The following is a 22,034-nucleotide window of genomic DNA, read 5'->3' on the forward strand; positions in this document are numbered from 1 at the left end:
TGGCGGGCGCCACGGCGCCGCCGCTCAGCGCTCGCGCGGCAATTCGATCGTCGGGCCGAGATTCTCGATCACCTCGCGCGCGTTGAAGCTCTTGTCGTCGGCGCGATTGCCCCGGAACATCACGATCTCGGCGCTGGCCTCGAATTGCTGGACGGTCCGCACGTCGATGTCATTGGCCCAGAACGGGTCGCCGAACCACGGGTCCCAGCGCCGCCAGCCGAACGCGCCCCGATAGCGCCAATAAGGCCGCCACCAGCGATAGCGGCCGGGGCCGAACGGATCCTGGTAGACCCGGGTCTCCACGTTGCGGTCGGTCGCCCGGTCGACGATCGTGAAGCCGTCAAAGCCCCGCTCGCGGGTCAGCTCGGCCGCCCGGAAGAGCAGATAGGTTTCCACCCGCTCGCGCGAGGTCATGCTGTTGCCGGCAAAGGTCACGCGATAGCGATTCGCGGCGAGCCGGACGTCGGTGAAACCGCCCCTCGTGCTGGTCGCGTCGAGCGGCTGATAGGGCGTCGCCGTCATGCAGCCGCCGAGCAGGGCCGCGCCGGCAAGCGCGACGAACAGGGTGCGGATCGATCTGGGCCGGGGCATGGCCGCCTCCAAGGGAAACCGGTGAATTGTCGTGTCGGTGAAACGATTGAGCGCGCAGACGGGTTCCTGAGCGGCTCATTCGGTCCAGCGGCGCTGGACCACGCGCGAGGGCTGAAGCCGGGCGTCGACCAGCACATTCTCCCGATATTCGCTCTCCATCAGGCGCACCTGCACGTCGAGCGTGAACCAGTTGGTCCTGAGCTGCGGCTGGACCTGCACGTCGAGCGGCACGTTCAGCTCGCTCATCGCCTCGACGCGCCAGAATTCGACCTGGTTGGCCCAGCCGCCGGAGGGACGCCGGGCGAGCACGCGGCGGGCGCGCTCCAGCGTGATCTGGCCCGGGGCGAGCATCGCCAGCAAAGGCGCCTGCTCGAGGCTCAACGTGTTGATGTTGAGCGGCGAGAGATCATTGACCGGCAGCGCGCAGAGCCAGGGCCGGAGCCGCGCATAGATGTCGGCCGTCATCCCGGCGAGCGCACGCACCTCGCCCGGGTCGGCGAGCAGGGTGTTGCCGGTCCGGTAGGGCGTGGGCCCCGCGGCATAGGCCTCGTCCTCAGCACCGCCGGGGCCCGGCACGGCGTCGCTGTCCACCCAGTCGGCCGCCGCCTCGGCGATCCGCCGCGCGTCCGGCTCCGGCACCTCGAGCGCGATCATCAGCCCCATGAACTGGCCGACGCCCGACGCCCGGCGGACCAGGGGCCGGCCGGGCTGGCCGTCGACGACGCTGTTGACGTTGAAGCAATTGCCGCCGTCGCGGACGGTGACGTCGGCGCTGCCCCCGCCGGGCAGCTGGATGGTCCGGGTCGCGCCGTTCCAGCCGCCGGCCAGGGTGGTCCGCTCCGGGCTCTCCAGGATACGGTCGTCGATGGTGAGCAGGGCGAGCTGCTCGACTCCGTCCGCGAACAGGCGGCCCTGATCCCGCGCCGTGGCATTGACGGCGACGGCGCGGGAGAGGCGCAGCCCCTCCACCATCGAGGCGGCGATCGCGCCGGTCACCGCGACCAGCAGCAGCACCGCCAGCAAGGCGGCGCCGCGCTCCCGCTTGGGGATCTGCCGCTTCACCGGCCGCCCCCGACCAGGAAGAGCTGGCGCACCTCTCCCTGTCCCTCGCTGTCGCTGACCAGCTCGACCGCCACGGGCAGCCGCGCGGGATCGGTCGGGTCCCAGCGGTCGCGCCAGTTACCATCCCGATCGCGGTAGCGCAGCTGCACCCGGCGCACGCCCTGCAGCAGGGGCATGGCGACGGCGCGCCCCGCCCCGTCCACCGCATCGTAGCGCCAGCGCTCGAGCCGTCCGTCCCGCAGCCGATATTCGACCCGCTGCAGGGACGAGCGGAGGGCCGTCTCGTCCTCCCAGCCGCGCCGCACCAAGGCCAGCAGCAAGGCCTCGCCGCCATTGCCGCCGGTGAAGGCGGGCCCGGGCCGGCCGTCGCCGTCGCGGCGGATGCGGGGCGCGGCCTGGGCGAGGTCGGCGTTGAGCAAGGCATCGGTCCGGCGCAGGGCGCCGACATTGTCGAGCAGCCGCTCGGCGGAATCCCGGGTCCGCACGGTCAGCGTCAGCAGGGTGACCCCGGCAGCGGTGATCATGCCGAAGATCACCAGGGCGATCAGCATCTCCACGAGCGTGAAGCCCGCCTCGGCGTCCCGCGGCCCGCGCATCAGACCGGTCCCCGGCGGAAGATGGTCAGCGAGGCGCGGCCCGGGCCGCCCGCCTCGGGCTGCACGGCGATCTCGATCTGCTGGATGCGCGCCTCGGGCGAGCGGCTGACCGTGCGGGTCCAGCGCCAGCGCCGCCCGCCATTCACCGCGTCGCCCTGACTTACTCCGAAGGCCGGGGGCTGCGGATCGCTGAGCGTCTCGACCGCGACGTTTCGCGCGACCAGCTGAGCGATCGCCTGGTCGGAGAGGCTGGCGCTGTTCGTCGCGGTCGCGCCGCCGAGCCTCAGCAGCGCCAGGGCGGCCAGGCTGAAGATGGCGAGCGCCACCAGCATCTCGATCAGGGTAAAACCCTGCTCGGCGCGCCTAGCGGACGACATGGACGCCGCCGTCGCCGCTGATGTCGACCGCCGCCCGGTCGTCGCCGCGCCGCAGCGTGACCCGCGCGGGCTCGGCGAAGCCGGTGGAATCGAAGCGGATGCTGGCCTCGCTCTGTCCGGCGACGTCCGGGACGGTCCGTTCCGCCCAGCCGTAGCGGGCCTCGGTCCGCCAGACGCCGCCCACGCGCCGCGCCACTTCATAGCCGCCGCGCCCGATCTGCAGCGCGACAGGCCGGGATTCGAGGATCGCTGTGTCGCGCGCCGCATTGGCCCGCGCCGCGAAGCGCTCGGCCTCGCCGGTGAGGCTTCCCCCCGCCTCCGGCAAAGCCAGCATCACCGCCGCGCCCGCCAGGCCGATGATGACGAGCACCACCATCAGCTCGACGAGCGTGAACCCCCTCTCCTTTCGCCGCGGTCGCATCATGGCCGGCGGAGCCTTAGCAAGGCGCGCATGTCACGAAAGTGACACCGCGGCAGCCCATCCGCCGCATGCCGCGCCCGGTTCGTCCCGGTTCGGGTCTGGTTTGGGACTTTGCACCGTTTGGGTGGTGACATTCCTTCGCGGACAGGGAAAGGGGGATCGGCCAAGATGGAGCCCCGAATGCCGAACCGTCCGTTCGCGCGCGCGCTGGTCTACGGTGCGGGCGCGGCGCTTCTGATCCTCCTCGTCGTCCTCGCCATCCGCTATTTCAATCCGCAGCGCGAGGAGCGCCGCGAGGTGGCGAACGCCTTCAATCCGGCGGCCTGGTCGGCGCCACCCCGGCTCGACGCACCCTATGTCGTGAGCGACACGCAGGTGGTGGACGCGATGCTGAGCCTCGCCCGCCTCAGGCCCGATGATTATGTCATCGACCTCGGCTCCGGCGACGGCCGCATCCTGATCGCCGCGGCCCGCTCCAACGGCGCGCGCGGCCTCGGCGTCGACATCGATCCGGCGCGGATCGAGGAGGCGAACCGCAATGCGCGCGCGGCCGGCGTTACCGGCCTCGTCAGCTTCCGCCGGCAGGACCTGTTCGAGACGCCGCTGCAGGAAGCGGACATCCTGACCCTCTACCTCACGCCCGAGGTCAATCTCCGGCTGCGGCCGCGCATCCTGTCGCAGATGCGCCCGGGCACGCGGGTGGTGAGCCATGATTATGACATGGGCGAGTGGCGCTACGACCAGCGCCGCCGCGTCGGCAGATCCAACGTCTTCCTGTGGACCGTGCCCGCCCGCGTCGACGGCCGCTGGACGCTGACCGACAATGGCCGCGCCGTGCCGCTCAGCATCAGCCAGGAATTCCAGCGCTTCACCGGCACGGTCAACGAGGACGGCCGCATCGAGCAGGGCCGGCTGAACGGGACGGCGATCCGCTTCATCGCCAATCTCGGCCGCGGCCGCCAGGTTTATGAGGGCATTGTCGAGGGCGACCGGATGACGGGCACCGGGTCGGGAGCATCATGGTCGGCGGTTCGCGCGCAGTCCTGAGGCCGGCCATCGCGCTGGCGGCGCTCGCCCTGATCTGGGGCGCGATGCTCTGGCTGGGCGGCACCGGCGCCGACCGCGCCATCCTCGACGCGCTCTACGATGCGGGCGCGCCGCTGCGCTACGCCATTGCCGGCGCGATCACCCATCTCGGCGCCTATCCGGTGCTGGTCGGCTTCACCTTGCTCGGCTTGGTCGCCCTGCTGGCGCGGGGCGAGGGCCGGCGCGCCTTGCTGCTGGCTTTGCTCGTCACCAGCGGACCTTTGTTCGTCGAGCTGCAGAAGAACTGGTTCGGACGGCTGCGCCCGCACGACCAGCATCTGGTCGCGGTCCAGTCCTATGCCTTCCCCAGCGGCCACAGCGCCAATTCGCTGCTGATCTGGCTCAGCCTGGCCCTGCTCGTCGTCGAGGGCCCGCGCCGGCGCTGGGCGATCGCCGGGGCGCTGGTCATCGCCCTCGCCGTCGGCCTGAGCCGGCCGATGCTCGGCGTCCACTGGCCGAGCGACGTGATCGGCGGCTGGGCGCTCGCCTTGTTCTGGATGCTCTTTTGGTCGCGTCTGCTGGGCGTCCCGTTGACCGGCGCCGGAACGCAGGCCCGGCCCGCTCATTCTTCCGCCGAAGGAGAATGACGATGGACAAGCAGCGCCCCGACGACAGCGCCGTGATCGACGATGCGGAGCCGGCCCCGTCCCACGGCGGAACCTCCGGCGGCAATCTCCAGCGCGACCTGGCCGCGCGGGCGGAGGAGGAGCATGAGGTCGGCCAGGCGGGGGGCGAGGGCGACGCCGTCACCCGCCTGCACAAGAGCGACAAGCCGCGCGACGGCGACGCGCCGAACCTGCCGAACCGCGACTAGAGCTCAGCCCTTCCGGAAGATGGCCGAGATGTTGTTCGCCGGCATCTCGACGACCCGCTCGAGCCCGAGACCGTGCGTCTCCGCCTCGGCGGCGACCGCCTCCAGCTCGCGCAGCCCCCATTCTGGATCGCGCGCCCTGAGGCTCTCGTCGAACGCCTCGTTGCTCGGCGCCGTCTCGACGCCGGCGCGGCGCCAGGGCCCGTAGAAATAGAGCGGCGCGCCCTCGCCGAGCAGCCGCCCCGCCCCGCGCAGCACGCCCCGAGTCGCGGACCAGGGGCTGATATGGGCCATGTTGATGCAGAGGATCGCGTCGGCCGCGGGCACCGGCCAGTCAGCCGACCGCGCGTCGAGCGAGACGGGCGGAAGCAGGTTGAACAGGCCGCTCTCCGCGCGCCAGGCCTCGATCGAGCGCAGGGCCACCGGGTCCGGATCGCTCGGCTGCCAGAGCAGTTTCGGGAAGTCCGCCGCGAAATGGAGGATATGCTCGCCCGTCCCGCTCGCCAGCTCCAGCACCAGCCCGCGCGCCGGCAGGATCTCGCGCAGCACGTCGGCGATCGGCGCCGCATTGCGCGCGACGTGCGGTGCGGAGCGGCGGTCGTCGCTCATTCCTTCGCCGCCTTCCTCCCGTCCCAGTCGTAGCGCCAGACGAAAAGGCCGATGGACAGCGGCAGGGTCGCATAGACGAGCGGCGCGAAATCCTCGGTCCGCTCGAACAGGGAAAGCAGGATGGAGACGAGGCCCGTCGCGACGAGGATCAGCCAGATTCTGAGCTCACCGACGACCGCATGCGCCTCGGCCGGCGCGAGGTCCGGGTTGCGCCGCGCTTCCGCGAACAGGCCCGCCGTGGTCAGCGCCATCGCCACGAAACCCGCACCATAGATCAGGAAGAGATCGCCGACGTCGCCCGAAAAGGGCGTGCCGCTGCCGCCGAGGAAGGTGCTGAGCGAGCGGGCCATGGCGCGGAGCGGCTGGATGTAAATCATCACCAGGAAGACGAGCAGCACGGTGAGGAAGGCCGAGAGGCCGTCGCCTTCGCCCCGGTAGCGGCGCCAGCGGACATGGGCGAACCAGAACATGGCGACGATCGCGAAGCCGATCGCGAAGGTCGGCACCTCGGCCAGGGCCGCGTTCAGCATGTCCACGCTGGTCGGCGCCTCGGTGCCCCCGATCACGAGCAGGGTCACCGCGAAGGCGAAGGCCGCGTCGGTGAAATTGTCCAGCCGGCTCGTCGTCATCCGCCCCCCAGCGCGACCTTATTCGGCCGCTTCGGCCTGTGCCGGCTCCCGGTATACGAGCACCGGCTTCCTTGCCGCCAGCGTTTCGTCGAGCCGGCGGCGCGGCGCGTGGACCGGGGCCGCCTTAAGGCTCTGGTCGCCGGCCTTCGCCCGCTGCGCGACGCTGCGCAGCGCGCCGATGAACTGGTCCAGGGTCGCCTTGCTCTCGGTCTCGGTGGGCTCGACGAGCATCGCGCCATGGACCACGAGCGGAAAGTACATGGTCATCGGATGGAAGCCCTCGTCGATCAGCGCCTTGGCGAGGTCGAGCGTCGAGAGGTCGCCGCCGAAGTCGCGGTCGCTGAACAGGGCCTCGTGCATGCAGGGGCCGCTGGTGCCGAACGGCGCGTCGAGCACGCCGTCGAGGCTGCGGAGCACGTAATTGGCGTTGAGCACGGCATCTTCCGCCACCTGGCGGAGGCCGTCGGCGCCGTGGCTGAGGATGTAGCTCAGCGCGCGGGTGAACATGCCCATCTGGCCGTGGAAGGCGGTCATCCGGCCGAAGCTGCGGCTATGCTCCGCGTCCGCCGTTTCCTCCTCGACCAGCACGTAGGAGTCTCCGCGCTTCTCCACGAACGGCAGCGGCGCGAAGGGCGACAGCGCTTCCGAGAAGACCACCGGCCCGGAGCCCGGCCCGCCGCCGCCATGCGGCGTCGAGAAGGTCTTGTGGAGGTTGATGTGCATGGCGTCGATGCCAAGGTCGCCCGGGCGCACCCGGCCGACGATCGCGTTGAAATTGGCGCCGTCGCAATAGACCAGCCCGCCCGCTTCGTGCACGGCCGCCGAGATCTCGATCATGTCCGGCTCGAACAGGCCGCAGGTGTTCGGGTTGGTGATCATCACCCCCGCCACGTCAGGCCCGAGCCGCGCCTTCAGCGCCGCCACGTCCACCCGGCCCGCCTCGGTCGCCGGGATGTTCTCGACGCGGTAGCCGGCAAAGGCGGCGGTGGCGGGGTTGGTGCCGTGCGCGCTCTCCGGTACCAGGATGACCTCGCGCGCGTCGCCCCGCGCCTCGAGCGCCGAGCGGATCGCGAGCAGGCCGCACAATTCGCCATGCGCGCCCGCCTTGGGGCTCATCGCGACGCTGTGCATGCCGGTCAGCCTGATGAGCCAGCCCGCCAGCTGGTCGATCAGCGCCAGCGCCCCCTGCACGGTGTCGACCGGCTGCAGCGGGTGGATGTCGGCGAAGCCCGGCATGCGCGCGACCTTCTCGTTGAGCCGCGGATTATGCTTCATCGTGCAGCTGCCGAGCGGGAAGACGCCGAGATCGATGGCGTAATTCTGCCGGCTGAGGCGGGTATAATGGCGCACCGTCTCCGGCTCGGAGAGGCCGGCCAGGCCGATGTCGCGGTTGCGCTCGAGTCCGCCGAGGCGCGAGGCGCCCTTCGGCACTTCGGCGAAGTCCACGCCGGTGGTCTGCGTGTCGCCGATCTCGAAGAGCAGGGGCTCTTCCAGCATCAAGGCGCGGTTGCCGGTGAAGGTGGCGGGCGCCTCCTCGGAGGCGTCGGGGGCGGTCGGCCGCCAGCCGCTCTGGTTGATCGTCATGCCAGCACCTCCTCGAGCGCGGACGCAAAGGTCTCGACATCCTCCTCCGTGGTTGTTTCGGTCACCGCGACGACCAGGCCGTTCTCCAGCTCCGCCTCGCCCGGATAGAGCCGGCCGAGCGAGACGCCCGCGAGGATCCGCCGCTCGGCGAGGGTGCGGACGACGGGCCGTGCCTCCCTGGACAGCCGCAGCGTGAATTCGTTGAAGAAGGCGTCATTGACCAGGCTCACGCCCGGCACCCGCGCCAGCCGGTCGGCCGCGGCCACCGCCTTGCCATGGTTGAGCGCGGCGAGCTGCCTGAGGCCCTTCTCGCCGAGCAGGGTCATGTGCGCGGTCCAGGCGAGCGCGCAGAGCACGGAGCTGGTGCAGATGTTCGAGGTCGCCTTCTCGCGCCGGATATGCTGCTCGCGGGTGGAGAGGGTGAGCACGAAGCCGCGCTTGCCTTCCGCATCCTGCGTCTCGCCGGCCAGCCGGCCAGGCATCTGCCTCACATATTTCTCGCGGGTCGCGAACAGGCCGCAATAGGGCCCGCCGAACTGCAGGCCGACGCCGATCGACTGGCCCTCGCCGACGACGATGTCGGCGCCCATCTCGCCGGGCGCCCTGATCGCGCCGAGCGCGACCGGCTCAGTGTTCACGACCACGAGCAGCGCGCCCGCGGCCTGGCACTTGGCGGCAAGAGCGGAGAGGTCGGCGATGCGGCCGAGAATGTCGGGATACTGGACGACGACGCAGCTGGTCTCGCCGTCCACCGCCAGGGTGTCGACGTCGAGCTCCGCGGTCAGCGAGGGCGGGGCGTGGAGCAGGGTGTCGCCGGTGAACTTCGCCATCGTCTTGGCGAGCGAGACATAATGCGGATGCAGGCCGCTCGAGAGCACCGCCTTCTTCCGCCGCGTGACGCGGCCGGCCATGGCGATCGCCTCCCAGCAGGCGGTCGAGCCGTCATACATGGAGGCGTTGGCGACGTCGCAGCCATAGAGGCGCGCGACCTGGGTCTGGAATTCGAACAGGCATTGCAAGGTGCCCTGCGCGATCTCGGGCTGATAGGGCGTGTAGCTGGTCAGAAACTCGCCGCGCTGGATGATATGGTCGACGCTGGCCGGGATATGGTGGCGATAGGCGCCGCAGCCGATGAAGAAGGGCACCTCCCCCGCCGCGATATTCTGCCGGGCGAGCGCGCCGAGCTGGCGCTCGACGCTGAGCTCGGACGCGTGGTCCGGCAGACCAGCAATCGTCCCCGAAAGCCGCGCCGCCGCGGGCACGTCGGTGAAGAGATCGTCGATCGACTTGGCGCCGATCACGCGAAGCATCTCGCTCCGGTCGGCATCGCTCAAAGGTAGATAGCGCAAGGTCTGTTCCCCACTCCTAATCCGGCTTCCGCATCGCGAAGCGGAGCCGCACATAATCCGCGTTCCAGCTGCCGTCCGGCTGCTGCAGCACAGGCGCCACGCGCGCCTCGACGGCGGCGGCGATGTCGGCGCGCTCCCATTCGGGCACCATCGCCACGTCCATCACCCCGGCGCGGAAGGTCCGCACCCAGTCGGCGGCGCCGCCCGGCAGAGGCGTCGGGCGCGGGATCAGCTCGGCATGAATGTCGCAGAAGCCCGCGGTGACGTAGAGCCGGCAGAATTCCTCGACGCCGGCATACCAGGACGGATCCTTGTCCGGCATCGTGTAGCCGCGAAGGGTCAGCTCCTTGCGGAGCGCCGTCCGGAGCGTGAGCAGATTGCCCTCGCCGCCCATCTCGCCGACGAAGCGGCCGCCGTCCCTGAGCGCCCCGAAAATGCCGGTGGCTACGGCGTCGGGATCGAGCATCCAGTGCAAGGCGGCATTCGAGAAGACCGCATCGAACTGCCCGAACCGCTCGACGTCCATGGTTTCGGCGTCCGCGACGAAGGCGTCGATGCCGCGCGCCCGCGCCGCCTCGACCATCTCCGCCGAGCTGTCGAGCCCGATCACCCGGGCACCCGCCTCGACGATCCGCTCGGTGAGCACGCCGTCGCCGCAGCCGAGATCGAGGATCAGCTCGCCGGGCCTGGGATCGAGCAATTGCAACACCGCGTCGCCGAGCCGCGGCACGAAGGCGGCATTCTTCGCATAATCGGCGGCGGACCAGCGGTTGGCGGTGTTGACCATCTTATCCCTGCTCGTCGCAATAGGCCCGGTACTGGTCGGCGTTCATCAGCTCGCTGAGCTCGTGATTGTCGGAAAGGGTGAGCTTGAAGAACCAGCCCTCGCCTTCCGGATCGCTGTTCACCAGGCTCGGCTCGTCGACCACCGCCTGGTTGCCCTCGGACACCGTGCCCGAGACCGGCGCGTAGACGTCGGAGGCGGCCTTGACCGATTCGACGACCGCGGCCTCGTCGCCCTTGCTGACGGCCTTGCCGGCGTCCGGCACCTCGACGAAGACGACGTCGCCGAGCTGCCCTTGCGCGAAGTCGGTGATTCCGACCGTGGCCTGGTCGCCCTCGACCCGGACCCACTCATGCTCTTTCGTATAATAGACGGTCATGCGGCGCCTCCCTTGCGCTGGTAGCGATGCGGAACGAACGGCATCGGCGTGACCGTGCCGGTGAAGAGCTTGCCGCGCGATTCGAGCGTGATCGCCGTGCCCGGCGCAGCGGCATCCCATGGCACATAGGCCATGGCGATCGGCGCCTCGAGGCACGGGGAAAAACCCCCGGACGTGACCTTGCCGACCTCGTTGCCGTCGCCGTCGAGGACGAGCGCACCCTCGCGGACGGGCTGGCGGCCCTCGACCGACAGGCCGACGCGCTTGCGGATCGCGCCTTCCTCCAGCTCCCTGGCGATCCGGTGCCAGCCGGGGAAGCCGCCCTCGGCCCGGCGGCGCTTCGACAGAGCGAAAGCCAGGTCCGCCTCGACCGGCGTCGTATGCTGGTCGAGGTCGTGGCCGTAGAGCGGCAGCCCCGCCTCCAGCCGCAGCGAATCACGCGCGCCGAGGCCGATCGGCTTCACCTCGTCCTGGTCGGTGAGCAGGGTCGCCACCATCTCGGCGTCGCGGGCGAGGATCGAGATTTCATAGCCGTCCTCGCCGGTATAGCCCGAGCGGCTGATCCAGGCCTTCGCCCCGCCGATCTCGAAGGCCCCGCCGGTCATGAAGGCAAGCTGCTCGACGCCCGGCGCGAGCCGCGACAGGGCGGCCGCCGCCTTGGGTCCCTGCAAAGCGAGCAGCGCCTGGTCCTTCATATGGTCGAGCACGGCCCCGCGCGGCAGCCGGGCCTCGAGATGCTCGATGTCGCCCGCCTTGGTGGCGCCGTTGACGACCATGTAGAAATGATTGCCGCGCCGCGTGACCATCAAATCGTCAATGATCCCGCCCTCGTCGTTGAGCAGCAGCGAATAGCGCAGCCGCCCGTCCTTCAGCAGGGTGAGGTCCGCCGGAAGCAGGCTCTCCAGCCCCTTCTCCGCCTCCGCGCCGCCGATGATCAGCTGACCCATATGGCTGACATCGAACAGACCGGCGCTCTCGCGCGTCCACTTATGCTCGGCGATGATGCCCTCATATTGGACGGGCATTGCATAGCCGGCGAAGGGCACCATGCGGCCGCCGCGGCTCCTGTGCCAGCTGTCGAGGGGAAGGGCTTGGTCGTTCTCGCTCATGAGGCCGGCTCCGGACGTATCGGTCCGACCGCATGAGCGGCCGGATGGTTCCAATACCCCCTCTGTCACCGGGACCTGAGAGCTTTCCCCGCCATCGCCCGCCAGGGCGAAGGTGGGTTACCCCTTCGGTGGTCCGCCATAGCCGAAGGCGACGGCGGACGCTTTCCAGAGTGTCCTGAACGCGCGGTCCTTCTGCCTGAGAGATTCCGGGGCGGTTGCTCCTTCGGCGGTCACGGCAGGCGCGACCCTCTCCCGCGCGTCCTTTAACGGACGGGCGCTGCTGTGGGCGCTCGGCCCGAAGGAGTCAATCGCCCAGCGCGCCGGCTAGCGCGTGGCGTTGTAGCGGAGCTGGTCCGGGGTCAGCTCGAAGCCGAGCAGCACCTCGAAGCGGGCCCGCTCCACGGCGGCGCGGACGGCGGGATCGGACATCGGGTCGATCGCGGCGTCGGCCGCGCCGGGGCGCCGCTCGCGGGTGATCTGGCGGCGGATGTCCTCCGGCAGGGTGGCGGCGGAGCGCAGCACGCGCGAGGTCGCGGCTCCGGAGGTGCTCGTCCGGTAGGCGCCGTCGGCGAAGGTGAGCGTCACCTGCCGGATTCGCTTCGCCACGACATTGGTGTTCCCCTGCACGATGGTCGTGAAATAGGGCAGGGTCACGCTGCGCGCGCCGCGATTGTCGCGGCGGCGGGCCTGGATGTCGAAGGTCACCTCGGTGATGATGTTCTCGCCGACGTCGGTGCCGGTGCAGGTCGAGCGGACGTTGGTGATGTTCGCGACCACGTCGATCGCATTGGCATCGGTGCTGCCGGCCGGATCGAACAGGGTGACGTCGCCGGCGGGCGCGACCACGGCCACCGGCGGGCAGGCCGTGTAGCTGGTCAGGATGCCGGTTTGCTGGATGTCGCCTTCGCGGGCGCAGGCGGCGAGGCCGAAAGTGAACAGGACGGCGGCGGCCGCTTTGGACGTGAACAGGCGCAAGGCGAAATCCCCGAAGAAGTGCGTGAGACGCCTCCCTAGCGCCCCAAGGCTTTCGTGCAAACTGGCAATCGAGTAGAGCCGCCCCCAAGTGAACCTCAGATGACCGCGAAACCCCCTCTCACCCTGCTGATCGCCGCGCCGCGCGGCTTCTGCGCCGGCGTCGACCGCGCCATCCGCATCGTCGAGCTGGCGCTGGAGCGCTACGGCGCGCCCGTCTATGTCCGCCACGAGATCGTCCACAACAAGTTCGTCGTCGACAGCCTGAAGGCGAAGGGCGCGATCTTCGTGCCCGAGCTTGACAAGGTGCCGGACGGCGCGCCGGTCGTCTTCTCCGCGCATGGCGTGCCCAAGGCGGTGCCGGCCAGGGCGCAGGCGCGCGGCCTCAACTATCTCGACGCGACCTGCCCGCTCGTCTCCAAGGTCCACCGCCAGGCGGAGCGGCTGATCGAGCGCGGCCGCCACATCCTGTTCGTCGGCCATGCCGGCCATCCCGAGGTGATCGGCACGTTCGGCCAGGTGCCGGAGGGGCGGATGACCCTGATCGAGACCGCGGCCGACGCAGAGGCGGTCGAGCCCGCCGGCCCGGACCAGCTCGCCTTCCTCACCCAGACCACCCTGTCGGTCGACGATACGGCCGAGATCGTCGCGATCCTCAGGCGCCGCTTCCCCTCCATTCAGGGCCCGCGCAGCGAGGACATCTGCTACGCCACCTCCAACCGCCAGGCGGCGGTGAAGGCGATCGCCGCGCGCTGCGACGCGCTGCTGGTGATCGGCGCGCCGAACAGCTCCAACTCGCTGCGCCTCGTCGAGGTCGCCGAGCGCGAGGGCACCAGGGCCCGGCTCGTCGGCCGCGGCACCGACCTCGACTTCGCCTGGCTGGCCGGGGTGCGCACGCTCGGCATCACCGCCGGGGCCTCGGCGCCGGAGGTGCTCGTCCGCGAGGTCGTCGCGGCGCTGGCCGAGCGCTTCGCGGTGACCGAGGAGCCCGTCGAGGGCGTCGAGGAGCGGATGGTGTTCAAGCTCCCCGCCGGCCTGGAAGCCGCGTGAGCGCGGACCTGACCGACGTCGACATGTTCACGGACGGGGCCTGCAAGGGCAATCCCGGGCCGGGCGGCTGGGGCGTCATCATCCGCGCGGGCGCGCGCGAGAAGGAGATGTCCGGCGGCGAGCCGCTCACCACCAACAACCGCATGGAATTGATGGCAGCGATCGCGGGGCTGAACGCGCTGAAGCGGCCTTGCCGCGTCCAGCTCTATACGGACAGCGTCTATGTCCGCGACGGCATCACCAAATGGATCCACGGCTGGCGGAAGAATGGCTGGCGCACCGCCGACAGGAAGCCGGTCAAGAATGCCGAGCTCTGGCAGGCCCTGGTCGAGGCCTGCGCGCCGCACCGGATCGAGTGGCACTGGGTGAAGGGCCATAGCGGCCATCCCGAGAACGACCGGGCCGACGCGCTAGCCTGCGCCGAGGCGCTGCGCTACGCGAACCGCACCGCCGAGTAGGGCGCCGGATCGATCGCCCCCGCAGGCCGGCCGAGCAGGAGGCCGGCGGCCAGCGCCGAGGCGGCGGGCGCGGTCTGGATGCCGAAGCCGCCCTGCCCCGCACACCAGAAGAAGCCGCGGCTGCTGTCGCTGAAGCCGTAGACCGGCAGCCGGTCCGGCGCGAAGCTCCTGAGCCCGGCCCATTTGTGCTCGACCGCCGCGATCCGCCAGTCCACCACGCGCTCCAGCCGGTCGATGGCGATCGCCACGTCCAGCTCCTCGGGCGCGCAATCGCAGGGCGCGGACAGAGTCTCGTCGTGCGGGCTCAGCCAGAGCCGCCCGCCCGCCTCCGGCTTGAAATAGAAATGCTCCAGCGCGTCCACGATCAACGGCAGGTCCGCCGGCGCCGGCGGGTCGGTGCGGAGCTGGACGATGGTCCGGCGATAGGGGGTGATCCCGAGCGGCTTCTCGCCGGCCAGCAACGCCACCGCATCGGCCCAGGCACCGGCGGCGTTGACAAGGATCCCGGCCTCGAACCCGCCGGACGTCGTGGCGATCGACCAATAACCCTCCCGCCGTTCGGCCGCCTGCAGGCGGGCATTGACGACGAGCCCCGCGCCCGCCGCCCGCAGGCAGGAAGCATGCAGCGCGGCGACGTCGATGTCGGCGCAGGTCGGCTCGGCGAGACCCTGCTCCCAGCCGGGCCTGAGACCCGGGAGCCGGGTTTCCAGCTCGGGCCGGGACAGAGGCCGGAGCGGCACGGCCGAGCCCGCAAATTCGTCCGCGAGCGCGGCCAGGGCATCAACGCCGTCCGCATCGGCGAGGTGGATGCAGCCGCGCGGGCTGAGGAAGGGCGCCAGTGCGGCGCGCGAGGCGCTGGTCAGCGGCTGGATCATGGGTCCGCCATAGGTCTCGGACCAGAAGGCGGCGGAGCGGCCGGTGCTGTGATAGCCCGGCCGATCCTCCGCCTCGAGCAGGAGCACGCGCGCCTCGCCGGCGAGCGCGGCGGCGAGCCCGGCGCCGGCCATGCCCGCGCCGACGATGGCGATATCGTAGCGGCTCACGCCTTGAGCCCGGCCAGGAAGGCGTCGATCCGCGCCAGCGCCCGGTCGCGGACCGGATCCGCGTCGCGCAGGATCTCGTGGGCGGCGTCCGGCATCATCTCCAGTTCCACATGCGGCAGCAGCGCCGCCGCCTCGCGGATCGCCGCAGCGCTGACCAGCCGGTCCTTCTCGGCGCCGATGATCAGGATCGGCAGGTCGACCTTGCCCAGCTTCTCCGGCGTGAAGGTGGCCGCGCGCGAGCGGAAGGCGGCGCGCATCCAGCCGAAACTCGGCGGGCCGAGATTGAAGCCGGGCTCAACGCCCCACCAGTGAAGTTCGTCCTCATAGCGTTCCCGCGAGCCGGTCAGGTTGCGGTTGCGCCGCCCGCCCGGGACGATCATCGCGGGCGGTGTCTTCCACATCGGCGTCCGGCCGAAGCCCAGGCAGTACATCGTGTCGGCAATATCGGGCGCGATCCGGATCGGGATGGGCGCGCTGTTCACCTCGAGCATCGGCGCGGTCAGGATCGCCGCGTCGAGCGCCGGCCTGCGGTCGATGATCGTCCTCAGCACCAGGTGGCCGCCCATCGAATGGCCGAGCACGACATAAGGGCCCGGCCCGGCGGTGCGCCAGTCGGCGATCAGCGCGTCGAGATCGTCCACGAGGATGTCGAAGCCGGCCAGCGCCTTCTCGGCGCCGGGCCCCTGCGAGCCGCCCTGGCCGCGCCAGTCGAAGCTGGTGACGCGCCAGCCCGCGGCGGCGAAGCGGGCATAGGTTTCGAGATATTTCTCGATGAAGTCCCCGCGGCCGTTCACGAACAGCAGGCTGCCGCGCGGCTTCCGGCGGGCCGCCGCCGGCCAGTCCATCCGGCGCAGCGTCATCCCGTCCGGTGCCGCCCAATTCGAAAAGACCGCGGCGGCGGGGTGAATGCGCCAGCCCTGTTGCTCATTTACCATGGCGCACGGTTACGGTTTGGAAAGCAACGGCGTCTAGACCCTGCCAGCATGAACGTGGGGCTAACCGGAATTTTGCAATGGCTTTGGGCGGCGATGCCGACCCTCCTGCTCGTCGTGCTGGCGGCGGCCTTGCTGGCCTGCTGCTGGTGGGATCTGAAGACCCGCACCATTCCGAACTGGCTGAACCTGGCCATCGCCCTCGGCGCCATTCCTTTCTGGCTCAGCACCGGTCTCTCGGTCTGGCCCGACATGGCGATGCAGATCGGGATCGCCTTCGTCGCCTTCTGGGTGTTCGCGGCGGCCTTCGCGATGGGCGCGATGGGCGGCGGCGACGTCAAGCTGATCGCGGCTCTGGCCTTGTGGCTGCCGTGGAAGGCGGTGCTGGTGCTGGTCTTCCTGATGTCGGTCGCGGGGGGCGTGCTGACCCTCGGCTACCTGATCCGCCACAAGCTCGCGAAGCGCGAGGACAAGCTCGAAATTCCCTACGGGGTGGCCATCGCATTCGGGGGGCTTTGGCTGATTAGCGAACGTTTTCTTAACCAGTTTGGATGATGAGTAAGGCCTGAAATTTCTACTCAGGCCCGCAAAGGGGGCGCCGAACGCCATGGACGTCAAGAAAATCGTGCTGCTCGTAGGCGCACTCCTCATCGCGGGCGTCACCGCGATCATGGCCAAGAACATGTTCTCGGGTGCCTCAGCGCCCGAAGCGCAGGCGACGCCGCAGCAGGCGCCGCAGGGCCCCGAAGTCCTGGTCGCGACCCGCACGCTGCCGGTCGGCACGATCATCGACGCCGAAGCCTTCCGCTACCAGCCCTGGCCGCAGGGCTTGGTGCAGGACGCCTATTTCGCCCGTGGCGAGGGCGGCGCCGATCCGCAGAGCCTGATCGGCACCGTCGTCCGCTCCGAGATCACCGCCGGCCAGCCGCTGACCCAGGGCGCGATCGTTCGCCCCGGCGAGCGCGGCTTCCTCGCCGCGGCGCTCGGGCCGGGCATGCGCGCCGTGACCGTCGGCGTCTCGGCCACTTCCGGTGTCGCCGGCTTCGTCTTCCCGGGCGACCGGGTCGACCTCGTCCTGACCCAGGAGGTCGAGGGCGGCGGCGAGGGCCCGCCGCTGCGCGCCTCCGAGACGATCGTCCGCAACATCCGCGTGCTCGCGGTCGACCAGCGACTGAACTCGCGCGACGAGAACGGCAACCAGGTCGCCCAGACCGTTTCGACGATCACCTTCGAGGCGACGCCCAAGATCGCCGAGAAGATCGCGGTCGCCCAGACCATCGGCCAGCTCTCGCTGTCGCTGCGCAGCCTCGCGGACAACAATGCCGAGCTCGAGCGGGCCATCGCCTCCGGCGAGGTGACGGTTCCGGCGGGCCAGGATCCGCGCGCCGAGCGGCAGCTGCTGCTCCAGATCGCGAGCCGCCCGATCGACAACAACCCGACCTACACGGTCGGTGCCGAGGTTTCCCGTTTCCAGCGCAGCACCGTGCCCTCGCGGGCCCGGGGCAATAACGAAAGCAATGCTGGACGTCAGGCTCCCAGCGGCATCGCCGCCGCCCCGAGCCAGCCCGTGGGTCCGGTGGTCCGCATCGCCCGGGGCAACAATGTCACAGTGGTTCCGGTGGGGGGTCGTTGAGATGACGAGCAAGAGCAAAATCCGGCGGGCCGGTCTGCGCACCGCCATCGCCGCCGCGCTGACGGCGGGCCTGATGGCGGCCACGTCCGGCGCTCCCGCCATGGCCCAGGGCACGCTCGCCCCGGCCAATGACGTGACCCTGTCCGTCGGCACCGGCCGCATGGTCCGCCCGACCGGCCAGGTCGCCGAGGTGTTCGTCGCCGACGAGAATATCGCCGACGTGCATGCCAGCACGCCGAGCCAGATCTACATCTTCGGCAAGACCGCGGGGAACACCACGGTCTATGCGACCGACCGCTCCGGCCGGGTCGTCTATTCGGCCAATGTCCGCGTCGGCCAGAATCTCGGTTCGGTCGCGCAGATGCTCGAGGTCGCGATGCCCGAGGCCGACATCACCGCCACGCCGATGAACGGCATGGTGTTGCTGACCGGCACGGTCGCGCAGCCTTCCGACGCCGCCGAGGCGGAGCGCCTCGTCAAGGCCTTCGTCGGCGCCAATGTCGAGGTGGTGAGCCGCCTGCGCACGGCAACGCCGCAGCAGGTCTATCTCCAGGTCCGCATCGCCGAGGTCAGCCGCTCGCTGGCCCGCGACATCGGCGTCAACGTTACCTCCGCCGACCAGACGGGCGGCTTCCAGTTCGGCATCGGCCAGGGCCGGGGCGCCGCCGTCCAGTTCAATCCGGGCGGTCCGATGGGCGTCAACGTCACCTCGGGCGGCAGCGGCACCTCGGTCGTCACCAGCGTCTCCCCGGGCGGCACGCTCGCCGCCGCCGGACGCCTGCTCGGCGTCGACCTGCTGGGCTCGCTGGACCTCGGCGAAACCACCGGCCAGGTGGTGACGCTCGCCGAGCCGACCCTGGTCGCGCTTTCGGGCGAGACCGCCACCTTCCTCGCCGGCGGCGAGTTCCCGATCCCGATCCCGCAGTCGCTGGGCACGGTGACCATCGAGTACAAACAATATGGCGTGGGCCTCGCCTTCTCGCCGACCGTGCTCGAGAACGGCCGCATCTCGATCCGCGTCCGCCCGGAGGTTTCCGAGCTCAGCGCGACCGGCAGCGTCCGCTTCAATGGGTTCGAAATCCCGTCGCTGACCACGCGGCGCGCCGAGACCACGGTCGAGCTTGGCTCCGGCCAGAGTTTCGTGATCGGCGGCCTGCTGCGCAACTCGAACTCCAATTCGATCGCGCGCCAGCCCGGCCTCGGCAACATCCCGATCATCGGCGCGCTCTTCCGCTCCACGCGCTACCGCCGCGAGGAGACCGAGCTGATGATCGTGGTGACGCCCTATCTGGTCCGGCCGGTCTCGGCCAACCAGGTCGTGCTGCCGACTGACGGCTACCGCAATCCGGACGAGGCCTCGCGCCTGCTGCTCGGCACGACCAATGCGAGCCGCAACGAGCCGCGGCCGATGCCGACCGCCGCCGAGCCGCGCACCGTGCGGCCGGGGGTCACGACCGGCGCCGCGACGCCGCCGGCCGCGACCGGCCAGGCCAGCGGGGGCGGCACGCCCGCGACGCAGCCGCCCGCCAGCGCCTCGGCCCAGCCCGGGTTCAACTTGTGATGACCGCCCGAGATCGAAAGGACGCCGCCACCATGTCTCGCCTGATCAGAATCGCCGCGGTCAGCGCCCTCGGCCTCGCCGTGAGTGCCTGCGCCACCGGCCAGCCCGCGCAGCTGAACGCGCGCAGCAATTACAGCGTCTATTCGGTGCATCAGCCGGTGGTCGAACATACCAATTACGTCCTCGACCTGCGCGTCGAGGGCGACCGGGTCTCCGAGGCCGAGCTCAACCGGTTCGGCGCCTGGCTCGAATCGATCGGCGCGCGCTACGGCGACCGCATCACCATCGACGAGCCGCGCGGCTATGCCTCCGCGGGCGCCCGCGCCGACGTGGGCCGGGTGGCCGGCGATTTCGGCCTGTTGCTCGCGGACGCCGCTGCGCCGGTGACCGAAGGCGAGATCGCGCCCGGCACGATCCGGGTCGTGGCGAGCCGGTCCAGCGCCCGGGTCGACAGCTGCCCGTCCTACACCAATCCCGGCATCGACTCGCCGGTCCGCACCGACTCCAATTATGGCTGCGCGACCAACTCCAACCTCGCCGCGATGGTCGCCAATCCCGACGATCTGGTCCGCGGCCAGGAAGGCTCGGGTCGTGAGAGCGCGCAGGTCGCCGGCCGTGCCGTCGGCTCCTACCGCACACGTCAGCCGACCGGCAACCAGCCGCTGCCGGCACCGTCCACGCGCAGCTCCGGAGGTGGCCAGTGAACGCGCCTTTCCACCGCGGATCGGGTCTTCGTGACCCCTTCCAGGCTTTCGTAGCCGACGAGACGACGGCCGAGATGCTGCGCCCGATCGCGGTCGAGCATGGCTGGTCGCCTGAGAAGGTGAACAAGGGCGGCCTGCGCAACGCCGTGCAGACCTTGTCGGTCGCGGCGAGCCCGTCCATCCTGTTCGTCGACCTTTCCGAGAGCGGCGACCCGCTGAACGACATCAACGCGCTCGCCGAGGTCTGCGAGCCGGGCACGGTGGTGATCGCCGCCGGCCAGGTGAACGACGTCCGTCTCTATCGCGACCTCGTCGCCTCGGGCATCCAGGACTATCTGCTGAAGCCCTTCTCGGCCGATCAGCTGCGCGATGCCTTCGCCAATGCGCAGATGACCATTTCCGGCCCGCGCCTGATGGAGTCCGCGAACGAGAAGCCGAACGTCATGGCCGCGGTGATCGGCGTCCGCGGCGGCGTCGGCGCCTCGACGGTGGCCACCAGCCTCGCCTGGCTGATGGGTGACAAGGCCGGCCGCTCGACGGCGCTGCTGGACCTCGACGTGCATTTCGGCACCGGCGCGCTGGCGCTCGACCTCGAGCCCGGCCGCGGTCTCACCGACGCGATCGAGAATCCGAGCCGCATCGACGGCCTGTTCATCGAGCGCGCGATGGTGCGCGCCAATGACAAGCTCTGCGTGCTCAGCGCCGAGGCGCCGATCAACCAGTCGATGATGACCGACGGCTCTGCCTTCTATCAGCTGCAGGAAGAGATCCGCCACGCCTTCGAGGGCACGGTGATCGACATGCCGCGCAACATGATGGTGCAGTTCCCGCACCTGCTCGGCGACGTCCATGTCGTCGTTGTGGTGGTCGAGTTCACCCTCGCCGGCACGCGCGATGCGATCCGCATCCTCTCCTGGCTCAAGGCCAATGCCCCGCAGGCCCGCGTGATCGTGGTCGCCAACCGGGTTCAGGCCGCCGTGCAGGAGGTGAGCCGCAAGGACTTCGAGCATTCGATCGAACGCAAGGTCGACATCGTCCTCCCCTTCGACGCCAAGGCCGCCTCGCAGTCGGCCAAGCTTGGCCAGCCGCTCGCCAAGGTCACCAAGTCGGCAAAGCTGACGCAGCCGTTCGGCGATCTGCTGACGCGCACCGTCGACCAGGATGCCGAGGCTGGTGACGAACCGGCCAAGGCCGGCGGCAGCTCGCTGCTCGGCAAGTTCAATCTGAAGTCCCTCGTCGCGAAGAAGCCGAAGGAGGCGTCCACGCAGGCGGCCTGAGCGTCGCCTCGGGATTCGTGACGAGACCAGGGAGGCGAAATGCCGTCGCTTGATACGATCTTGCTGTTCGGGGGGGCCCTGGGTGCGGTGCTCCTGCTGTTCGCCGCCCTCTCCGGGCCGGCGACCAACAAGCTCGTCACCCGGCGTCTCGAGGGCGTCCGCGAGCGGCACAGCCGCTCGTCGGAATCGGTCGCGCAGGCGCAGATGCGCAAGATCTTCGCGCAGCGGGCGAGTAAGAGCGACAGCTTCGCCAAGCGCTTCATCCCCAACCCAGCCTTGCTGCAGCTCCGGCTGTCGCAGACCGGCAAGACCTGGCGGCTCGGCCAATATGTGATCGCCTCGGTCGGCCTCGCCGTCGGCATGGTCGCGCTGCTCACCTTCCAGGGCCTACCGATCCTGCTCGCGATCACCGTCGGCCTGCTGATCGGCGTCGCCTTGCCGCACATGGTCGTCTCCAAGCTGATCGCCCGGCGGATCAAGGCCTTCAACGCCAAGTTCCCGGATGCGATCGAGCTGATGGTGCGCGGCCTGCGCTCGGGCCTGCCCATCTCCGAGACGATGCAGGTCGTCTCCGAGGAGATTCAGGATCCGGTCGGCTACGAGTTCCGCCAGGTCACCGACAAGATGAAGATCGGCCGGACCATGGACGCGGCGCTGAACGAGACCGCGCAGCGGCTCGGCACGCCGGAATTCCAGTTCTTCGTGATCAGCCTCGCCATCCAGCGCGAGACCGGCGGCAACCTGGCCGAGACCCTGTCCAACCTCGCCGACGTGCTGCGCAAGCGCGCCGCGATGAAGCTCAAGATCCGCGCCATGTCGTCGGAATCCAAGGCGTCCGCCTATATCATCGGCGCCCTGCCCTTCATCGTCTTCGGCCTGATCTGGTGGATCAACGGCAGCTACATGCAGAATTTCTTCATCGACGAGCGGCTGATGATCGCCGGCGGCGGCGGCCTGGTGTGGATGGGGATCGGCGCGTTCATCATGTCGCGCATGATCAACTTCGAGATCTGAGCG

General features: G+C 70.0%; 26 protein-coding genes and 2 riboswitches. Of the genes, 11 read left to right on the plus strand and 15 right to left on the minus strand.

Going from position 1 to position 22,034, the window contains the following annotated elements; translation table 11 throughout:
• Positions 1-24: 24 nt before the first annotated feature.
• From VEC11_RS15960 to VEC11_RS15980, 5 genes are all read right to left on the minus strand, one after another.
• A complete protein-coding gene (locus VEC11_RS15960) occupies positions 25-591 on the minus strand; it encodes a CC0125/CC1285 family lipoprotein (protein WP_464134011.1) in 567 nt (188 codons plus the stop codon).
• A gap of 75 nt (positions 592-666) precedes the next feature.
• Entirely contained in the window at positions 667-1,653 is a 987-nt protein-coding gene (gspK, locus tag VEC11_RS15965; RefSeq protein ID WP_464134016.1) for a type II secretion system minor pseudopilin GspK, read from the minus strand.
• Positions 1,650-2,249 carry a type II secretion system minor pseudopilin GspJ gene (gene gspJ, locus VEC11_RS15970; protein ID WP_464134019.1) on the minus strand — a complete coding sequence of 200 codons (600 nt, stop codon included), beginning with the start codon at positions 2,247-2,249 and terminating at the stop codon, positions 1,650-1,652. Before gspJ ends, gspK begins: the two co-directional genes overlap by 4 nt.
• Positions 2,249-2,626, minus strand: a complete 378-nt coding sequence (gene gspI, locus VEC11_RS15975; RefSeq protein ID WP_464134025.1) for a type II secretion system minor pseudopilin GspI — start codon at positions 2,624-2,626, stop codon at positions 2,249-2,251. Before gspI ends, gspJ begins: the two co-directional genes overlap by 1 nt.
• Complete coding sequence (locus tag VEC11_RS15980; protein ID WP_464134030.1) at positions 2,613-3,050, minus strand: GspH/FimT family pseudopilin; 438 nt, start codon at positions 3,048-3,050, stop codon at positions 2,613-2,615. The genes gspI and VEC11_RS15980 overlap by 14 nt, the downstream gene beginning before the upstream one ends.
• 177 nt (positions 3,051-3,227) lie before the next feature.
• On the opposite strand from VEC11_RS15980, the gene VEC11_RS15985 reads away from it, so the two are divergent.
• From VEC11_RS15985 to VEC11_RS15995, 3 genes are read left to right on the plus strand one after another with little or no spacing between them, the layout of a single operon-like run.
• Positions 3,228-4,094, plus strand: coding sequence for a methyltransferase domain-containing protein (locus VEC11_RS15985; protein ID WP_464134035.1), 867 nt, complete (start codon positions 3,228-3,230; stop codon positions 4,092-4,094).
• Positions 4,067-4,720 carry a phosphatase PAP2 family protein gene (locus VEC11_RS15990; protein WP_464134041.1) on the plus strand — a complete coding sequence of 218 codons (654 nt, stop codon included), beginning with the start codon at positions 4,067-4,069 and terminating at the stop codon, positions 4,718-4,720. Before VEC11_RS15985 ends, VEC11_RS15990 begins: the two co-directional genes overlap by 28 nt.
• Positions 4,721-4,722: 2 nt before the next feature.
• A complete protein-coding gene (locus VEC11_RS15995) occupies positions 4,723-4,947 on the plus strand; it encodes a hypothetical protein (protein WP_464134046.1) in 225 nt (74 codons plus the stop codon).
• Positions 4,948-4,950: 3 nt separating this feature from the next.
• Here VEC11_RS15995 and VEC11_RS16000 read toward each other — a convergent pair whose 3' ends face one another.
• The 8 genes from VEC11_RS16000 to VEC11_RS16035 form a co-directional block, all read right to left on the minus strand.
• Complete coding sequence (locus VEC11_RS16000) at positions 4,951-5,553, minus strand: DUF938 domain-containing protein (protein ID WP_464134048.1); 603 nt, start codon at positions 5,551-5,553, stop codon at positions 4,951-4,953.
• Complete coding sequence (locus tag VEC11_RS16005) at positions 5,550-6,182, minus strand: TMEM175 family protein (protein WP_464134050.1); 633 nt, start codon at positions 6,180-6,182, stop codon at positions 5,550-5,552. Before VEC11_RS16005 ends, VEC11_RS16000 begins: the two co-directional genes overlap by 4 nt.
• An 18-nt stretch (positions 6,183-6,200) precedes the next feature.
• Positions 6,201-7,766, minus strand: coding sequence for an aminomethyl-transferring glycine dehydrogenase subunit GcvPB (gcvPB, locus tag VEC11_RS16010; RefSeq protein WP_464134054.1), 1,566 nt, complete (start codon positions 7,764-7,766; stop codon positions 6,201-6,203).
• Positions 7,763-9,115 (minus strand): aminomethyl-transferring glycine dehydrogenase subunit GcvPA, encoded by a 1,353-nt coding sequence (gene gcvPA / locus VEC11_RS16015; protein WP_464134058.1) that lies wholly within the window; start codon positions 9,113-9,115, stop codon positions 7,763-7,765. Before gcvPA ends, gcvPB begins: the two co-directional genes overlap by 4 nt.
• A gap of 16 nt (positions 9,116-9,131) precedes the next feature.
• Positions 9,132-9,902 carry a class I SAM-dependent methyltransferase gene (locus VEC11_RS16020; protein ID WP_464134064.1) on the minus strand — a complete coding sequence of 257 codons (771 nt, stop codon included), beginning with the start codon at positions 9,900-9,902 and terminating at the stop codon, positions 9,132-9,134.
• A 1-nt stretch (position 9,903) separates the two neighbouring features.
• Positions 9,904-10,278: a glycine cleavage system protein GcvH gene (gcvH, locus tag VEC11_RS16025; RefSeq protein ID WP_464134068.1), complete on the minus strand. Its 375-nt coding sequence runs from the start codon at positions 10,276-10,278 to the stop codon at positions 9,904-9,906.
• The gene (gene gcvT / locus VEC11_RS16030) at positions 10,275-11,387 is read right to left on the minus strand and encodes a glycine cleavage system aminomethyltransferase GcvT (protein ID WP_464134075.1); all 1,113 of its coding nucleotides are present in this window, start codon (positions 11,385-11,387) and stop codon (positions 10,275-10,277) included. The genes gcvH and gcvT overlap by 4 nt, the downstream gene beginning before the upstream one ends.
• 58 nt (positions 11,388-11,445) lie before the next feature.
• Positions 11,446-11,560, minus strand: a riboswitch (glycine riboswitch).
• A gap of 1 nt (position 11,561) precedes the next feature.
• Positions 11,562-11,652, minus strand: a riboswitch (glycine riboswitch).
• A gap of 59 nt (positions 11,653-11,711) precedes the next feature.
• Positions 11,712-12,362: a hypothetical protein gene (locus VEC11_RS16035; RefSeq protein ID WP_464134080.1), complete on the minus strand. Its 651-nt coding sequence runs from the start codon at positions 12,360-12,362 to the stop codon at positions 11,712-11,714.
• A gap of 99 nt (positions 12,363-12,461) precedes the next feature.
• On the opposite strand from VEC11_RS16035, the gene ispH reads away from it, so the two are divergent.
• Complete coding sequence (gene ispH / locus VEC11_RS16040; protein WP_464134083.1) at positions 12,462-13,409, plus strand: 4-hydroxy-3-methylbut-2-enyl diphosphate reductase; 948 nt, start codon at positions 12,462-12,464, stop codon at positions 13,407-13,409.
• 23 nt (positions 13,410-13,432) lie between these two features.
• Entirely contained in the window at positions 13,433-13,867 is a 435-nt protein-coding gene (gene rnhA / locus VEC11_RS16045; RefSeq protein ID WP_464134520.1) for a ribonuclease HI, read from the plus strand.
• Here rnhA and VEC11_RS16050 read toward each other — a convergent pair.
• Together VEC11_RS16050 and VEC11_RS16055 are read right to left on the minus strand one after the other, a co-directional pair.
• Positions 13,843-14,910 carry an NAD(P)/FAD-dependent oxidoreductase gene (locus VEC11_RS16050; RefSeq protein ID WP_464134087.1) on the minus strand — a complete coding sequence of 356 codons (1,068 nt, stop codon included), beginning with the start codon at positions 14,908-14,910 and terminating at the stop codon, positions 13,843-13,845. The two genes, rnhA and VEC11_RS16050, sit on opposite strands and share 25 nt — an antisense overlap.
• On the minus strand, positions 14,907-15,845 hold the full coding sequence (locus tag VEC11_RS16055) for an alpha/beta hydrolase (protein ID WP_464134091.1): 939 nt from the start codon (positions 15,843-15,845) through the stop codon (positions 14,907-14,909). The genes VEC11_RS16050 and VEC11_RS16055 overlap by 4 nt, the downstream gene beginning before the upstream one ends.
• 48 nt (positions 15,846-15,893) lie before the next feature.
• Between VEC11_RS16055 and VEC11_RS16060 the strand changes: the two genes are divergently transcribed.
• The 6 genes from VEC11_RS16060 to VEC11_RS16085 are packed head-to-tail and all read left to right on the plus strand — an operon-like array spanning position 15,894 to position 22,031.
• A complete protein-coding gene (locus VEC11_RS16060; RefSeq protein ID WP_464134097.1) occupies positions 15,894-16,397 on the plus strand; it encodes an A24 family peptidase in 504 nt (167 codons plus the stop codon).
• A 52-nt stretch (positions 16,398-16,449) separates the two neighbouring features.
• Complete coding sequence (gene cpaB / locus VEC11_RS16065; protein WP_464134102.1) at positions 16,450-17,475, plus strand: Flp pilus assembly protein CpaB; 1,026 nt, start codon at positions 16,450-16,452, stop codon at positions 17,473-17,475.
• A 1-nt stretch (position 17,476) separates the two neighbouring features.
• Positions 17,477-19,036, plus strand: a complete 1,560-nt coding sequence (locus tag VEC11_RS16070; protein ID WP_464134106.1) for a type II and III secretion system protein family protein — start codon at positions 17,477-17,479, stop codon at positions 19,034-19,036.
• Between the two features lie 32 nt (positions 19,037-19,068).
• Positions 19,069-19,740: a CpaD family pilus assembly protein gene (locus VEC11_RS16075; protein WP_464134110.1), complete on the plus strand. Its 672-nt coding sequence runs from the start codon at positions 19,069-19,071 to the stop codon at positions 19,738-19,740.
• The gene (locus VEC11_RS16080; protein ID WP_464134114.1) at positions 19,737-21,017 is read left to right on the plus strand and encodes a pilus assembly protein CpaE; all 1,281 of its coding nucleotides are present in this window, start codon (positions 19,737-19,739) and stop codon (positions 21,015-21,017) included. The genes VEC11_RS16075 and VEC11_RS16080 overlap by 4 nt, the downstream gene beginning before the upstream one ends.
• Before the next feature lie 39 nt (positions 21,018-21,056).
• Positions 21,057-22,031, plus strand: coding sequence for a type II secretion system F family protein (locus VEC11_RS16085; protein ID WP_464134118.1), 975 nt, complete (start codon positions 21,057-21,059; stop codon positions 22,029-22,031).
• The last annotated feature ends 3 nt before the right edge of the window (positions 22,032-22,034 follow it).

Source organism: Allosphingosinicella sp. (assembly GCF_035626655.1).
Lineage (GTDB): Bacteria > Pseudomonadota > Alphaproteobacteria > Sphingomonadales > Sphingomonadaceae > Allosphingosinicella.

Bases quoted from the DNA above. Each gene is read 5' to 3' on its own strand.
- VEC11_RS15960 (WP_464134011.1), bottom strand. From the start codon at position 591: ATGCCCCGGCCCAGATCGATCCGCACCCTGTTCGTCGCGCTTGCCGGC.
- gspJ (WP_464134019.1), bottom strand. From the start codon at position 2,249: ATGCGCGGGCCGCGGGACGCCGAGGCGGGCTTCACGCTCGTGGAGATG.
- gspI (WP_464134025.1), bottom strand. From the start codon at position 2,626: ATGTCGTCCGCTAGGCGCGCCGAGCAGGGTTTTACCCTGATCGAGATG.
- VEC11_RS15980 (WP_464134030.1), bottom strand. From the start codon at position 3,050: ATGATGCGACCGCGGCGAAAGGAGAGGGGGTTCACGCTCGTCGAGCTG.
- VEC11_RS15985 (WP_464134035.1), top strand. From the start codon at position 3,228: ATGCCGAACCGTCCGTTCGCGCGCGCGCTGGTCTACGGTGCGGGCGCG.
- VEC11_RS15990 (WP_464134041.1), top strand. From the start codon at position 4,067: ATGGTCGGCGGTTCGCGCGCAGTCCTGAGGCCGGCCATCGCGCTGGCG.
- VEC11_RS15995 (WP_464134046.1), top strand. From the start codon at position 4,723: ATGGACAAGCAGCGCCCCGACGACAGCGCCGTGATCGACGATGCGGAG.
- VEC11_RS16000 (WP_464134048.1), bottom strand. From the start codon at position 5,553: ATGAGCGACGACCGCCGCTCCGCACCGCACGTCGCGCGCAATGCGGCG.
- VEC11_RS16005 (WP_464134050.1), bottom strand. From the start codon at position 6,182: ATGACGACGAGCCGGCTGGACAATTTCACCGACGCGGCCTTCGCCTTC.
- gcvPB (WP_464134054.1), bottom strand. From the start codon at position 7,766: ATGACGATCAACCAGAGCGGCTGGCGGCCGACCGCCCCCGACGCCTCC.
- VEC11_RS16020 (WP_464134064.1), bottom strand. From the start codon at position 9,902: ATGGTCAACACCGCCAACCGCTGGTCCGCCGCCGATTATGCGAAGAAT.
- gcvH (WP_464134068.1), bottom strand. From the start codon at position 10,278: ATGACCGTCTATTATACGAAAGAGCATGAGTGGGTCCGGGTCGAGGGC.
- gcvT (WP_464134075.1), bottom strand. From the start codon at position 11,387: ATGAGCGAGAACGACCAAGCCCTTCCCCTCGACAGCTGGCACAGGAGC.
- ispH (WP_464134083.1), top strand. From the start codon at position 12,462: ATGACCGCGAAACCCCCTCTCACCCTGCTGATCGCCGCGCCGCGCGGC.
- rnhA (WP_464134520.1), top strand. From the start codon at position 13,433: ATGTTCACGGACGGGGCCTGCAAGGGCAATCCCGGGCCGGGCGGCTGG.
- VEC11_RS16055 (WP_464134091.1), bottom strand. From the start codon at position 15,845: ATGGTAAATGAGCAACAGGGCTGGCGCATTCACCCCGCCGCCGCGGTC.
- VEC11_RS16060 (WP_464134097.1), top strand. From the start codon at position 15,894: ATGAACGTGGGGCTAACCGGAATTTTGCAATGGCTTTGGGCGGCGATG.
- cpaB (WP_464134102.1), top strand. From the start codon at position 16,450: ATGGACGTCAAGAAAATCGTGCTGCTCGTAGGCGCACTCCTCATCGCG.
- VEC11_RS16070 (WP_464134106.1), top strand. From the start codon at position 17,477: ATGACGAGCAAGAGCAAAATCCGGCGGGCCGGTCTGCGCACCGCCATC.
- VEC11_RS16075 (WP_464134110.1), top strand. From the start codon at position 19,069: ATGTCTCGCCTGATCAGAATCGCCGCGGTCAGCGCCCTCGGCCTCGCC.
- VEC11_RS16085 (WP_464134118.1), top strand. From the start codon at position 21,057: ATGCCGTCGCTTGATACGATCTTGCTGTTCGGGGGGGCCCTGGGTGCG.